Raw genomic sequence first — 13,675 nt, 5'->3', positions numbered from 1 at the left:
GGCCGAAACCGGCCGCCACGGGGCCTGTTCCCCGTCATGTTCCTCAATCCCGGCATCGCCGCCGGCCCGTGCACGGGCAGGAAGGCGAGGTTTGTCAGCGACTTGGAGTTGCGCGACAATCTCCGGGTTTGCCTTGTGAAGTGTATCCGAATGAACATTTGCCGCTCCCTGACCACCGGCGCCGTATGCGCGCTGCTTGCCGCGTGCGCGCTGCCGCCCGGCAGCATCGTCCAGCAACCGCTGACGGCGCGTCCGCAGCAGCAGCCGTTGTCGCGGCCGAGCAACGGCGCGATTTTCCAGGCTGCCGGCAACCGGCCGCTGTTCGAGGAAGGCATCCCGCGCCAGGTCGGCGACACGCTGACGGTGGTGATCGAGGAATCGACCACGACCAAGCAGCAGGAATCGTCGCAGGGCAGCAAGGGCGTCGACGCCAAGATGAACATCCCGGGCTTCAACCTGCCGTTCTCCAACGAGTACCTGAATCCGCTGAACACCTCCGGCTCGCTGAGCGCATCGAGCAAGGGCAGTGGCCAGGCGGCGGCGTCGTCGAGCTTCATGTCCACCATCACCGCGACGGTCATCGACGTGCTGCCGAACGGCAACCTGTCGATCAGTGGCGAAAAGCAGGTGCGCATCAACGGCGAACTCGAATTCATCCGCCTGTCCGGCGTGGTCAATCCACGCGACATCAAGCCGTATTCGCGTGACCGTGGCCTGCAGCAGGGCTACTACATCTCGTCAACCCGCCTGGCCGACGCCCGCGTCGAGCAGCAGAACCAGGGCAACAACAACCTGTTCTCGCAGCCTGGCTGGCTGACCCGCTTCTTCCTGACCATTTCGCCGTTCTGATGACCCACGCCTCCCGCCTCCTCGCTTCCCTGTCGCTGGCGCTCATCGTGCTGGCGACCCCGGCCGTTCACGCCGAACGGCTGAAAGAAATCGCCAATATCGGCGGCATGCGCGTCAACCAGCTGGTTGGCTATGGCCTGGTCGTCGGTCTCGACGGCACCGGTGACAAGGCCAACTCGTCACCGTTCATGCGCCAGTCGATGTCGAACATGCTGAACCAGCTCGGCGTGATGGTGCCGCCGGACCAGAAGATCGACCCGAAGAACGCCGCCGCCGTGATGGTGACGGCGGTACTGCCGCCGTTTGCGCGCTCGGGCCAGCAGATCGACGTCGTCGTCAGCGCCATGGGCGATGCCAAGAGCCTGCGCGGCGGCACGCTGCTGCTGTCACCGCTGAAGGGCGCCGACGGGCAGATCTATGCCATGTCGCAGGGCAATATCATGGTCGGTGGCGCCGGCGCCGGTGGCGGCGGTTCCAGTACCAAGATCAACCAGCTGAATGGCGGTCGCATCCCGAACGGTGCCACGGTCGAGCGCGAAGTGCCGACCACCGTCGGCCAGAACGATATCGTTGCGGTTGAGCTGAAGACCGCCGATTTCAGCAATGCCAGCCGGGTGGTGAATGCCATCAACGGGGCGATGGGCTCGGTGGCCCGCGCCGTCGACGCCGGCCGCATCGACGTGCGGGCGCCGGCCGACCCGAATGCGCGCGTCGCCTTCCTCGGCAAGCTGGAAAACCTGGATGTGGCGATGTCGTCGCCGGTGGCCAGGGTGATCGTCAACGCGCGGACCGGCTCGGTGGTGATGAACCAGACCGTGCGCGTCGAACCGTGCGCCGTCGCCCACGGCAACCTGACGGTTACCGTACAGTCGACGCCGGAAGTCAGCCAGCCGAATGCGCTGAGCCAGGGGCAGACCACCACGACCAACCAGACCAGTACCAGCATCCAGAGCGATGGCGGTCGTCTGGTCAGCGTGCCGCGCGGTACCAACCTGAACGAGATCGTGCGCGCGCTGAATGCGGTCGGCGCCACGCCGCAGGATCTGCTGTCCATCCTGCAGGCGATGAAGGCATCCGGCGCACTGCGTGCCGAACTGGAGGTGATCTGATGGCGTCGACGCCGATCAGCCAGGCCGATGTCAGCCTGGCCTACGATACCCAGCGGCTGGGCAACCTGAAGGTCCTGGCCAAGGATGACCCGAAGGTCGCCGCGCGCAAGGCGGCGTCCGAATTCGAGGCGCTGTTCCTGCAGACCCTGCTGAAGACCATGCGCGAGACCCGCTTCGACGGCGAGGAGGACAGCAATGCGCTGGACACCTACCGCGGCATGGCCGACCAGCAACTGGCACAGACAATGGCCAAGGGCAGTGGCATGGGGCTTGGCGAGGCGCTGTACCAGCAGATCCTGAAGGCGTCCGGCCAGGCTGCCGATGCCGATGCGCCGGTCACGCGCAATGCCGAGCCGGTCAAGTTCAATTCGGTGATTTCGCCGCGACTGCAGGCCGCGCTGAGCCGCGCCCAGGGCGAGGAAAAGCGCTACGAGCCGATGCGAGCGCTCGACGCGCTGGAAGCCCCGCTGGCCGCTCCGGTCGGCCGCGAGGACTTTGTCCAGCAGATTGCACCGCATGCGCGCCAGGCTGCCGCAAATCTCGGCGTCACGCCGAACCTGGTGGTCGCCCATGCCGCGCTGGAGTCCGGCTGGGGCAAGCGCAATATCCGCAATGCCGACGGCAGCAACAGCCACAACCTGTTCGGCATCAAGGCCGGTGGCAGCTGGCAGGGCAAGACCACCGACATCGTCACCACCGAATACGAAAACGGCTCGCCGAAGAAGAAGGTCGAACGCTTCCGTGCCTACGACAACTACGGCGAAGCGTTTGCCGACTACGCGAAACTGCTGCAGAACAACCCGCGCTACGCCGGCGCACTGAATACCGGCGCCGACGCGGTGAGTTTTGCCCGCGGCCTGGCGCGCGGCGGCTATGCCACCGACCCGGCCTACGCCGAGAAGCTGGCCCGCGTCGCGACCGGCACCCGTTCCTGATCCGCAATCCGGGTCAAGAGTGCGTTTGCGCGGTCGATAGAACAGTCATACGAGAAAGACCGAGTCCATTATGAGCCTCTTCAACATTGGTCTGTCCGGCCTGAATTCGGCCGCGGCCGGCATGAGCGTCACCGGGCAGAACATCAACGGCATGAACGTCGCTGGTTACACCCGCAAGGACATCATCCAGCAGACCCTGTACCCGCAATCGGCTGGCTATGGCTATCCGGGCAACGGCGTGCAGGTGACCGATGTGCGCCGGGTGTACGACGGCTTTCTCAACAAGCAGGTGCAGACGGCGACCTCGGCGAGCAACTATTACAGCAGCAAGCTCAGCTACCTGAACCAGCTCGATTCCACGCTGGCCAACTCGTCGACCGGCGTGTCCAGCCAGCTGCAGACCTTTTTCAGCGCGATCCAGACCCTGGCGACCGACCCGAACTCGGTGCCGTCGCGGCAGGCGATGCTCGACCAGGCGTCGTCGATGGTCAACAGCTTCAAGGCCGCCAATGACCGGATCGAGGAATTGCGCAATGGCGTGAATACCGAGGTCAAGTCGTCGGTTACCCAGATCAATGCGCTGGCCAAGCAGATTGCGTCGCTGAACCAGCAGATCAGCCAGCTGTGGCAGGGCGATACCCAGCAGCCGCTGGACCTGATCGACCAGCGCGACCAGGCGATCACCGAACTGAACAAGTACGTGAAAGCCTCGTCGGTGCCGAGTGACAGCGGCAAGGTCAACGTGTTCATCGGCAGCGGCCAGAGCATGGTGCTCGGCGGGACCCCGTTCGAGCTGCAGGTGATGCCGGGCTCGGGCAAGGATCTGCAGATCGGCTACAAGGATGGTTCGCCCCTGCCGTCCGACCTGCTGACCGGCGGCTCGCTCGGCGGCGCGCTCAGCGTGCGCAAGACGCTGGTGCAGTCGCAGGAAGAGCTCGGCGCCACGGCGCTCGGCATGGCGATCAACTTCAACAATCAGCAGAAGGCCGGTCTGGACAAGAATGGTGCCCAGGGTACCGACATGTTCACGCTGAACTTCAATTTCCCGCCGTGGAGTGCGGCGACGCCGGCTGCCAACGCGGCGCTGCTCGACAGCTACAGCAAGACGTTCGCCAATGGCGGCATGGATGATGCGACCCGCTCGGCCTTCGAGAGCGACGCGATCAACGCGCTGTCGCTGGCCATTACCCAGCCGGACAAGATTGCTGCCGCATCGCCGCTGAAGGCCACCGGCACGACCGGCGCCGCCACGGTCAGCGCCACCTCGATCAGCCGCGCCACTGCCCAGGACAACACCCTGGCCGACGACCTGATGGCCGGCACCGCCTCGCTGACCATCAACTACACGGCGACCGGCCTGAGCATCTCTGCGCCGGCGGCCTACAGCGGCTATACCGTTGTCGCCCGCCCGGGCGTGACCGGCGGCTACAAGATCATGAGCAACGGCACCCCGCCCGAGGAGACCGGCGTCAACCTCACCATGAACGGCACACTGGCCGGTGGCGGGACGTTCCAGCTCGGCAAGAACACCAGCTTTACCGAGAAAGCCGACAACAGCAACCTGCTGGAGTTCACCAACCTGCAGACCGCCAACCTGGTGCAGGGCACGAATGGCAGCGCTACCGGCACCATGACCCTTCAGGGCGCGCTGGGCCAGACGGTGACCTCGGTCGGCAGCATCACCAATGAAACCAAGGTCATGAACGATGCGCAAACCAACTCGCTGAAGCAGGTGACGCTGGCGCGGGAAAGCGTATCCGGCGTGAACCTGGATGAAGAAACCATCAATCTGCTCAAGTACCAGCAGGCCTATCAGGCATCCGGCAAGGTGATCCAGACCGCCGGGACGCTGTTCGACACCATCCTGAATGCGGTCGGCGGCTAATAGCGGGAGCTAATGAATCATGCGTATCAGTACGGCAACCAACTATATTCTCGGTGGCAGCAACGTCAGCTACCAGCAGGCGCTGCAGAGCCAGATGCAGACCCAACTGTCGACCATGAAGCGGGTCAACACGCCGTCCGATGATCCGGTCGCGGCCTCACGCATTCTCGACATCCGTCAGGCTGACGGGCGCAACGAGCAGTTCATCAAGAACACCAATGCCGCCGATTCGGCGCTGAGTTTCAGCGACGAAGCGATGCAGTCGACTACCGAACTGATTTCGCAGATCAAGACGCTGGCGATCCAGGCCGGCAGCGGCCAGAACAGCGCGGCCAACCTGAAGCAGATCGACGCCCAGCTGCAGGGCATGTTCGGCCAGCTGATCGGCGCGTCCAACCAGGTCGACGGCAATGGTCAGTACCTGTTCTCCGGCACCAACTCGACCACGCCGCCGTATGTGTCGCAGCAAGTGTCCAATACCAGCGGCGGCATGACCTGGGACAGCTGGAACGTCACCTATAACGGCAATGACGGCCAGAAGACCATTCCGATCTCCTCCACGCGGCAGGTGCCGGTGACCGATACCGGTCCGAGCGTGTTCGGCTCGGTAGGCGGCGGTAGCCTGTTTGATGCGGTCAATACCCTGCACAAGGCCCTGCAGCTCGGAACCGACACCCCGGGCTACAACTTCACGGCCGACCTGCAGAGCGCCATTGGCGGCCTGGACAGCGCGATGACCCGGGTGACCACGGCCAATGCCGCTGTCGGTTCGCGGATGAATGAAACCGAGGCGACCCGCAATGGCAACGGCGACCTGTCGCTTGCTTATGCGGCGACGCTGAGCAAGCTCGAAGACCTCGACCTGCCGAAGGCGGTCAGCGACATGGCCATGGCCCAGCTGGCCCTGCAGGGCTCGATGGCGGCGTTCACCAAGACCCAGGGCCTGTCGCTGCTGAATTACCTGTAATCCCGCCCGGGATTGCCATCAGAAAAACCGGCCGCCATGGCCGGTTTTTTCATGCCTGTCTCAGGCGCTGGCCGTCGGTCGTGTGCCTGCCAGTGCACCACCGACGATCAGCAGCCCGCCAGCCAGTGCCCAGCTGTCCAGCGTGCCGCCACCTGCCAGCACCAGGATGACCGTGGACAGCAGCGGCGTCAGGAAGGCCATCAGGCCCATCTCGCGGGCGTCGCCGGTTTTCATCGCCTTGTCCCACAGGAAGAAGGCGCCGCCCATCGGCCCGGCGCCGAGCAGCAGGATCCAGGGCAGATCGCCAGCCTGCAGCGGCGTGGCCGGTTCGAGCAGAAAGTGGCAGCTCAGCGACAGCAGGCCGGACACCAGGCAGAACCCGCCGACCGCCGCGGTCGGGAACGGCGGCACCCGGCGCGTCAGCAGCGAATAGCTGGCCCACAGCAGCGCGGCAAAAGCGGCGGCGCCATATCCACCCAGATAACTGCTATCGAATCCGGCATGTCCTTTGCTGACGACCAGCATGGCACCGACAAAGCCGGTGGCGGCCGCCAGCAGATGGCGGCGGGTCAGCCGGGTGCCAGGCAGCAGCAGCGGCGCCAGCAGCACGATCAGCAGCGGCCACAGGTAGTTCAGCAGATTGGCTTCGACCGGTGGTGCATTGCGGAAGGCGACGAACAGGAAGAAGTGATAGCCGAACAGGCCGGCGACGCCGATGGCGAAGGTCGAAGCCGGCACTCGCCACTGACGGAGGGTCGGCAGCGTGATCAGGCCGGCAAAGGTCAGCGTGGCACCGACCAGCAGGAACGGCGGCAGATGAGCGAGCTTGACGCCCAGGGCGGCAAGAGATGCCCAGATCAGGATCGCGGCGGCGGCATACAGTCGGGCGGATCGGTTCTGCATGGGATTGGATAGTGGATATGACGGCCGCCCAGCGTAGCGGCAATGGGCTGTCATCCGCAATAGCGACACAAACATACAGTCTCTAGTTGCGCATGTCTTATTCAAACGTCAATACTGCTGTCCACCGCACAGGACGCGGCCGTTTTCGCTGCCCGGCCGTGCCCGTGCCATAAAACCCATAACAAATCAGGGAGAAACGCCGATGTATCCACTCAACCGTTTACGCATCGGTGGCAAGTTGATCGTCGTGCAGATGTTGCTGCTGGCGGTGCTGATCGGTGCGGCGGTCGCCGTCCTGTCGGTGCAGATGGACCGCCTGCTGCTGCGCCGCTCCGGCGAAGTGCAGACCCAGCTGGTCAGCGACGCACTGAACATGATCGATGCCTATCACCGGGCGCTGAAGCTGTCGGCCCAGCAATTCGACCGCGCGTTCCAGAGCGAGCTGTCCGGCGTGTTTGCGCTGAGTGGCCAGGCGGTGGCACTGCCCGCTGGCGGTCAGGCGCCGGGTCTGACCCTGGGCGGCCATCTGCTGAACAACCAGAGCGAGCAGGTCGACCGCTTTCTGCTGCGCACCGGCAATGTGTCGACCATTTATGTGCGCGACGGTGACGACTTCGTGTCGGTGTCGACCTCGCTGCTGAAGGACGATGGCGGTCGTGCGCTCGGTGAAAAAATGCCGCATGGCGATCCGGCCTGGCGTCGTCTGCTCGACGGCTCGCCGTATGTCGGCCAGGACGCGTTCTACGGCAAGCCGTACATCACCAGCTACAACCCGCTGCGCGACGGCAGCGGCAAGGTCATCGGTGCGACCCAGGTCGGCATCGACGTCAATCTCGGCATGTCCGAACTGCTGGCCCGCATCCGCAAGGTCAGGATAGGCGACAGCGGCATGCTGGCCATTATTGACGCCGGCGAAGACAGGCAGCGCGGCCACTTCCTGCAGCATCCGACGCGGATGGGCGAATCCGCGCTCGGCGACAAGGATGTCGACGGCCAGCCGGTCTACGCCCCGCTGCTGGGCAAGGACGGTGAAACCCGTGTCACGCTGGCCGAGGGGGGCGAGCATCTGGTGCGCTACGCCAGCTATCCGGACTGGCACTGGACGCTGGTCAGCATGGAGCGGGTCGATGAGCTGGCCGCCGACAACCGGGCCATGCTCGGCTGGGTGGCCGGCGGTGCGCTGGTCATGCTGCTGCTGGTCGGTCTGTCGGTTGCACTGTCGGCACGTTTCCTGGTCACCCGCCCGGTACGCCAGCTGGTCGATGCCGTGGCAAAAATGGGGGCCGAGCGTAATCTGGGTCAGCGGCTGCCGGAGTCGCGACGTGACGAGATCGGCGACATTGCCCGGGCGCTGAACGGCCTGCTCGGGTCGTTCCGCCAGGCGGTGGTGGCGACGCATCAGGGCACCGGGGAAATGAGCACAGCCGTGCACGGCATGGCCGACAATGCCGAGCAACTGGCTCGGGGGGCCGGGGAGCAGAACGACGCCGCACAGGCGATGTCCGCCGCCGTCAGCCAGCTGAATGCCGACAACGACACCATCTGCGGCGAGACCAGCCGCGCGATGGGGGCATCGCGTGCGGCGGCTGATGCGGCCGTATCCGGCCAGACGGCGATCGACACTGCCGTGGCCGAGGTCGGTCGCATCGCCGAGGCGCTGGGCAATGCCACCACCACCATCGAAGGGCTGGAGGCACGTGGACAGGAGATCCGCTCCATCGTCGAAGTGATTCGCGACATTGCCGACCAGACCAATCTGCTGGCGCTGAATGCGGCGATCGAGGCGGCGCGCGCCGGTGAGCAGGGACGCGGCTTTGCCGTGGTTGCCGACGAGGTACGCAAGCTGGCCGAACGTTCGGGGCAGGCGACGGTGGAAATCGGACGCATGATTGCCGCGATCCAGCAGTCGGCCGAAGAGGCCGCCGGCGTGATGCGCCAGTCGGTGCGTCAGGTCGAGAGCGGGGTGCAGACCACGCACGGGGTGGGCGAGACCATGAACGCCATCCGTGCCCAGGTGGTGGGCGTGGCGGAGATCATCGACCATATCAACGCCTGCCTGGACCAGCAGTCACAGACCACGCGCAATATCGGTACCCGTATCGACAGTGTGGTGCGCATGGCGGGCGAGAACGATGCCGCTGCGGCCTACACCGCGAGCACCGCGCGGCAACTGGAACGGCTGGCCGCCGACCTGCGCTCGGAAGTCGAACAGTTTCGCGTCTAGCATGAAGGCAGGCCGGGCCGGGTGCATGGCGGGCCCGGTTTGCCTGTTTGTGCGGCAGATCGCTGCCCGTGGCCTTGAAATGCCCGAAAACCCTACCCATGTATCGGTCATCCGTTGTTGAAAGGGGCAGTCATGCGTTTTGACAAACTCACAACCAAATTCCAGCAGGCGATCGCCGACGCGCAAAGTCTGGCGCTCGCCAATGACAATCCGGCCATCGAGCCGGTCCACCTGTTCGCCGCCATGCTCGACGATGCCGACAGCGGCGCGGTCAGCCTGCTGGCGCGTGCCGGCGTCAACGTCGGCGCGCTGAAGCCGGCGCTGAAGGACGCGATGGCGCGCCTGCCGAAGGTCAGCGGCAACGATGGCGAAGTCACGGTCGGCCGCGATCTGGGCAACCTGCTGAACCTGACCGACAAGGCCGCCATGCAGCGTGGCGACCAGTTCATCGCCAGCGAGCTGTTCCTGCTGGCCCTGGCGGACGACAAGGGCGAGGCCGGCCGGCTGCTGAAGCAGTTCGGCGGCCAGAAAGCGGCACTGGTCGCCGCCGTCGACGCAGTGCGCGGTGGCGAGAATGTCGGCAGCCAGGATGCCGAAGGCAAGCGCGAGGCGCTGGCCAAGTACACGATGGACCTGACCGAACGCGCGCGCGAAGGCAAGCTCGACCCGGTGATCGGTCGCGACGATGAAATCCGCCGTGCCATCCAGGTGCTGCAGCGGCGTACCAAGAACAACCCGGTACTGATTGGCGAGCCGGGCGTCGGCAAGACCGCCATCGTCGAGGGGCTGGCCCAGCGCATCGTCAATGGCGAAGTGCCGGAGTCGCTGAAGAACAAGCGCCTGCTGGTGCTCGACCTGGCCTCGCTGCTGGCCGGCGCCAAGTACCGCGGCGAGTTCGAGGAGCGGCTGAAGAGCGTGCTGGAGGAACTGTCGAAGGATGAAGGCAATACGCTGATCTTTATCGACGAGATCCACACCCTGGTTGGCGCCGGCAAGGCGGAAGGGGCGATGGATGCCGGCAACATGCTGAAGCCGGCGCTGGCGCGCGGCGAACTGCACTGCCTCGGCGCCACCACGCTGGACGAATACCGCAAGTACATCGAGAAAGATGCCGCGCTGGAGCGCCGCTTCCAGAAGGTCATGGTCAACGAGCCGTCGGTGGAGGACACCATCGCCATCCTGCGCGGTCTGCAGGAAAAGTATGAAATCCACCATGGCGTCGACATTACCGACCCGGCCATCGTCGCGGCGGCCGAGCTGTCGCACCGCTATATCACCGACCGCTTCCTGCCGGACAAGGCCATCGACCTGATCGACGAGGCGGCGAGCCGGATCAAGATGGAAATCGACTCCAAGCCGGAATCGATGGACAAGCTCGACCGGCGGCTGATCCAGTTGAAGATCGAACGCGAGGCGGTCAAGAAGGAAACCGACGAGGCCTCGAAGAAGCGCCTGCAGCTGATCGAGGAAGAAATCGACAGGCTGAGCAAGGAATACTCCGACCTCGAGGAAATCTGGAAGGCGGAAAAGGCCCAGGTGGTCGGCACCCAGTCGATCAAGGACGAACTGGACAAGCTGCGCAACCAGATCGAGGATGCCAAGCGTCGTGGCGATTTTGGCCAGGCCAGCGAGCTGCAGTACGGCAAGCTGCCGGAGCTGGAGTCGCGGCTGAAAGCGGCGGAAAAGGGCGAGGGCAGCCTGCAGCGGCCAAACCAGTTGCTGCGGACCCAGGTTGGCGCGGAGGAAATCGCCGAGGTGGTCAGCCGGGCGACCGGCATCCCGGTCAGCAAGATGCTGGAAGGGGAGCGCGACAAACTGCTGCGGATGGAAGACGTGCTGCATACCCGCGTGGTCGGCCAGCATGAGGCGGTGCGGGCGGTGTCCGACGCGATCCGCCGTTCGCGCTCGGGTCTGTCCGATCCGGACCGGCCGTATGGCTCGTTCCTGTTCCTCGGCCCGACCGGTGTCGGCAAGACCGAACTGTGCAAGGCGCTGGCCTCGTTCCTGTTCGACAGCGAGGATCACCTGATCCGCATCGACATGTCCGAGTACATGGAGAAGCATTCGGTCGCCCGCCTGATTGGTGCGCCACCGGGATATGTCGGTTACGAAGAGGGGGGCTACCTGACCGAACAGGTTCGCCGCAAGCCGTACAGCGTGATCCTGCTCGACGAAATCGAGAAGGCGCACCCGGACGTGTTCAACATCCTGCTGCAGGTGCTGGATGATGGCCGGCTGACCGATGGCCAGGGCCGGACCGTCGACTTCAAGAACACCGTGATCGTGATGACGTCGAACGTTGGCAGCCAGCAGATCCAGGCGATGGAGCAGGACGACTACGAACTGATCAAGCTGGCGGTGATGGCCGAGGTGAAGACCTATTTCCGCCCCGAGTTCATCAACCGCATCGACGAGGTGGTGGTGTTCCACGGGCTGGATTCCAGCCAGATCAAGTCGATCGCCGGCATCCAGCTGAAGCTGCTGGAACGCCGTCTGGCGAAGCTGGACCTGAACCTGCAGGTGACCGACGCCGCACTGGCCTTGATCGCCGAAGCCGGCTTCGACCCGGTATACGGGGCGCGACCGCTGAAGCGGGCCATCCAGAGCGAGATCGAAAACCCGCTGGCAAAAGCGATCCTGGCCGGCAAGTACCTGCCGGAAGCGGTGATCGTGGTCGACGCGAAGGACGGCAAGCTGCACTTCGACTGAAGTGGCGCGGATGCCACGGATTTTGTCCGTGGCATCCGCCGCTCTTGCGCCGGATTTGTCACCGCGGGAAGAAGCCGTCTAGACTCATCGTGCGGTCGGGTTGTCCGCGACGGTTTCATTCCACAAGGAGAGAATCATGCGTGTATTTGTCAGTCTGGTGCCCGATGAAGGCTGGGACCTGTAAGGGGGCGCCTGGCGGATGTCTTCCTCCCGGGCGACGGATGTCGCACTTTACCTTGGCGAAACCCTCGGCTTCTGGCTCCATACAGGAGCCGTTTTCCTGTCCGCCGTGGCCACGGCCGGCCTGTGCCTGTACGCCGCGCGTCAATTGCGGCTGCTGAGAATCCAGTCCGACCGCAACGAGGTCCAGGCGCGGCGCCGGGCCACGGTCGATGTGGTGATCAACGAAAACCGTGATGCGGAGCTGAAAGCGGCGCGTGCCGTTTTTGCCGGCATGCATGAGGATCAGGTGAATTTCACCCCGTTTGCCTGCCGGGACCTGGTCGACCATGCGGAGCAGAACCGGACGATCCTGGCGGTGCTGAACCAGTATGAATTCATTGCCGCCGGCATCCGGGAGGGCGCCTTCGATGAAGGGGTGTACAAGCGGATGAAGCGCTCGCTGCTGATTCGCGACTGGGACGCCCTGGCCCCGTATGTGGTCGAGCTTCGCCGCCAGAGCCGTCGCAACCGGCTGTTTGCCGAAATGGAGTGGCTGGCGAACCGCTGGCGGGATGAGCCGGTCACCGATCCGCCGCATGGCGGCGCCTGCTGCCAGTCCGTCTGAGGGCGCCGCCTTTTCCTGTACAAAGGCGGCGCAGTCTTCAGCCTACCCGGCGCATGCACACATCGACGATCAGCCCCGGCAGTTGCAGTGCCCGCCGCGAAGCGGTGTTGATCACCAGCGGAGCGGACAGGTTTGCCTTCAGCGGCGCCAGTGCCGGATGCGTTGCCTGCTGCACGTCCTTGTAGACCATGACCAGCACCACGGCATCCTCGGCCCGTTCGAGCTGCAGCGCGTCGCGCTCGTTTTCCAGATCCAGTTCGTAGCGGATGCCGAAGCAGGCCGGATCGGTCAGGCTGAACGTGACCGCCGGACTGTCGAGCGACTGCATCCAGTACACATGGCGCGACGTGTCGTCGGTCCCTTCGTCATGGAACAGCTTGAAGCGCGTGCAGTCCTCCAGCCCGGCCAGCGGGGCGGCCAGGGTGAGGACGGAATGCTCGTCGATGTCGACCTGGCCGAGAAGTTGGGAATGGAACAGCATGGCAAGCTCCTGAGTCGTCGTGGATGAAGGTAAATCAGCGTGTAAGCAGATCGGCGATGCGGGCTGCCGGAATGGTGAATTGTGGCATGCCATAAGCGTACGCGGCGACTTCATACTGCCCGAACGCCAGTACCAGATCGCCGGCGGGCGAGAACCAGAATGGTTGCTGCGCATTCAGGTCCCGCGGCATTTCGAACGGCTGCCAGTCGGCCGGCATCTCTGGCGCCTTCTTGCGTTCATCGGCGTTGCGGGCCCGGATCTGAAGCGCCAGTTCGCCCATCACGCGCGGCTTCCACTGCACACCGGGTTTGAACAGGCCGGGCAGGCTGACCGGTGCGCCGGTGCTGCTGTCGAAGTGACGGGTGGCCAGATTGCCGTTGCCGTGCGCACCGCCGGTATAGCTCCACGACACCAGACTGACGCTGACCAGTCCGCGCGGATTGGGCCTGGCTGTGTAGTCATACAGGAATTCGTCCGGCGTGCCCCGGCCGTTGCGGCCGGCAGGCTCGGCGCGATAGTCATGGCGGACGGCAGCGATATCGGCGCGCAGCGGCAGTTCAAGCGCCTGGTTGATGCGCTGTCGTGTGCTGTCGCTCAGGCCGATGACGCGCGGAATCCGCGCATCGAGTTTCAGGGCGCGGGTGCGGAGGGTGACGGAATCGGTAACCAGCCGCCATGCCGGCCTGGCGGGGGACACCCTGTTTGCTGGCGGGGCAGCGGGAGTGGCGGCATGGAGAACGGACGGTGCAAGCAGGCACAGCAGTGTCGCAGCGGCAACGCCGGGCAGAGACCCGGCGGGACGGTTTGCCCGGCAGCGTGGCGCACG

The 13,675-nt window shown here is 64.8% G+C and carries 11 protein-coding genes; 8 read left to right on the top strand and 3 right to left on the bottom strand.

The genetic code is table 11. The features are described from left to right. Nucleotides 1–150: 150 nt before the first annotated feature. The 5 genes from DFO50_RS01070 (at nt 151) to flgL (ending at nt 5,745) form a co-directional block, all read left to right on the top strand. Entirely contained in the window at nt 151–849 is a 699-nt protein-coding gene (locus tag DFO50_RS01070; RefSeq protein WP_028498048.1) for a flagellar basal body L-ring protein FlgH, read from the top strand. Then, the gene (locus DFO50_RS01065) at nt 849–1,958 is read left to right on the top strand and encodes a flagellar basal body P-ring protein FlgI (RefSeq protein ID WP_036385090.1); all 1,110 of its coding nucleotides are present in this window, start codon (nt 849–851) and stop codon (nt 1,956–1,958) included. Before DFO50_RS01070 ends, DFO50_RS01065 begins: the two co-directional genes overlap by 1 nt. Next, the gene (gene flgJ / locus DFO50_RS01060; protein ID WP_051528636.1) at nt 1,958–2,893 is read left to right on the top strand and encodes a flagellar assembly peptidoglycan hydrolase FlgJ; all 936 of its coding nucleotides are present in this window, start codon (nt 1,958–1,960) and stop codon (nt 2,891–2,893) included. The genes DFO50_RS01065 and flgJ overlap by 1 nt, the downstream gene beginning before the upstream one ends. A gap of 70 nt (nt 2,894–2,963) precedes the next feature. After that, a complete protein-coding gene (gene flgK / locus DFO50_RS01055; RefSeq protein ID WP_107888807.1) occupies nt 2,964–4,778 on the top strand; it encodes a flagellar hook-associated protein FlgK in 1,815 nt (604 codons plus the stop codon). 19 nt (nt 4,779–4,797) lie between these two features. Then, complete coding sequence (flgL, locus tag DFO50_RS01050) at nt 4,798–5,745, top strand: flagellar hook-associated protein FlgL (RefSeq protein ID WP_107888806.1); 948 nt, start codon at nt 4,798–4,800, stop codon at nt 5,743–5,745. Nucleotides 5,746–5,805: 60 nt separating this feature from the next. Here flgL and DFO50_RS01045 read toward each other — a convergent pair whose 3' ends face one another. Continuing rightward, the gene (locus DFO50_RS01045) at nt 5,806–6,648 is read right to left on the bottom strand and encodes a DMT family transporter (protein ID WP_036385088.1); all 843 of its coding nucleotides are present in this window, start codon (nt 6,646–6,648) and stop codon (nt 5,806–5,808) included. A gap of 202 nt (nt 6,649–6,850) precedes the next feature. Between DFO50_RS01045 and DFO50_RS01040 the strand changes: the two genes are divergently transcribed. From DFO50_RS01040 to DFO50_RS01030, 3 genes are all read left to right on the top strand, one after another. After that, nucleotides 6,851–8,872, top strand: a complete 2,022-nt coding sequence (locus DFO50_RS01040; protein ID WP_028498042.1) for a methyl-accepting chemotaxis protein — start codon at nt 6,851–6,853, stop codon at nt 8,870–8,872. A gap of 132 nt (nt 8,873–9,004) precedes the next feature. Continuing rightward, nucleotides 9,005–11,581 carry an ATP-dependent chaperone ClpB gene (gene clpB / locus DFO50_RS01035; protein WP_028498041.1) on the top strand — a complete coding sequence of 859 codons (2,577 nt, stop codon included), beginning with the start codon at nt 9,005–9,007 and terminating at the stop codon, nt 11,579–11,581. A gap of 199 nt (nt 11,582–11,780) precedes the next feature. Then, nucleotides 11,781–12,368, top strand: coding sequence for a DUF4760 domain-containing protein (locus DFO50_RS01030; protein WP_084299787.1), 588 nt, complete (start codon nt 11,781–11,783; stop codon nt 12,366–12,368). A 37-nt stretch (nt 12,369–12,405) separates the two neighbouring features. On the opposite strand, the gene fliW is transcribed toward DFO50_RS01030, so the two are convergent. Further along, nucleotides 12,406–12,849: a flagellar assembly protein FliW gene (fliW, locus tag DFO50_RS01025; RefSeq protein WP_112691920.1), complete on the bottom strand. Its 444-nt coding sequence runs from the start codon at nt 12,847–12,849 to the stop codon at nt 12,406–12,408. A gap of 34 nt (nt 12,850–12,883) precedes the next feature. Continuing rightward, nucleotides 12,884–13,546, bottom strand: a complete 663-nt coding sequence (locus tag DFO50_RS01020; RefSeq protein WP_158537385.1) for a DUF3298 and DUF4163 domain-containing protein — start codon at nt 13,544–13,546, stop codon at nt 12,884–12,886. Between the last annotated feature and the right edge of the window lie 129 nt (nt 13,547–13,675).

The organism is Microvirgula sp. AG722, from assembly GCF_003269145.1.
In the GTDB taxonomy this organism is placed as follows: domain Bacteria; phylum Pseudomonadota; class Gammaproteobacteria; order Burkholderiales; family Aquaspirillaceae; genus Microvirgula; species Microvirgula aerodenitrificans.
This window is presented reverse-complemented; position numbering and strand designations above follow the sequence as displayed.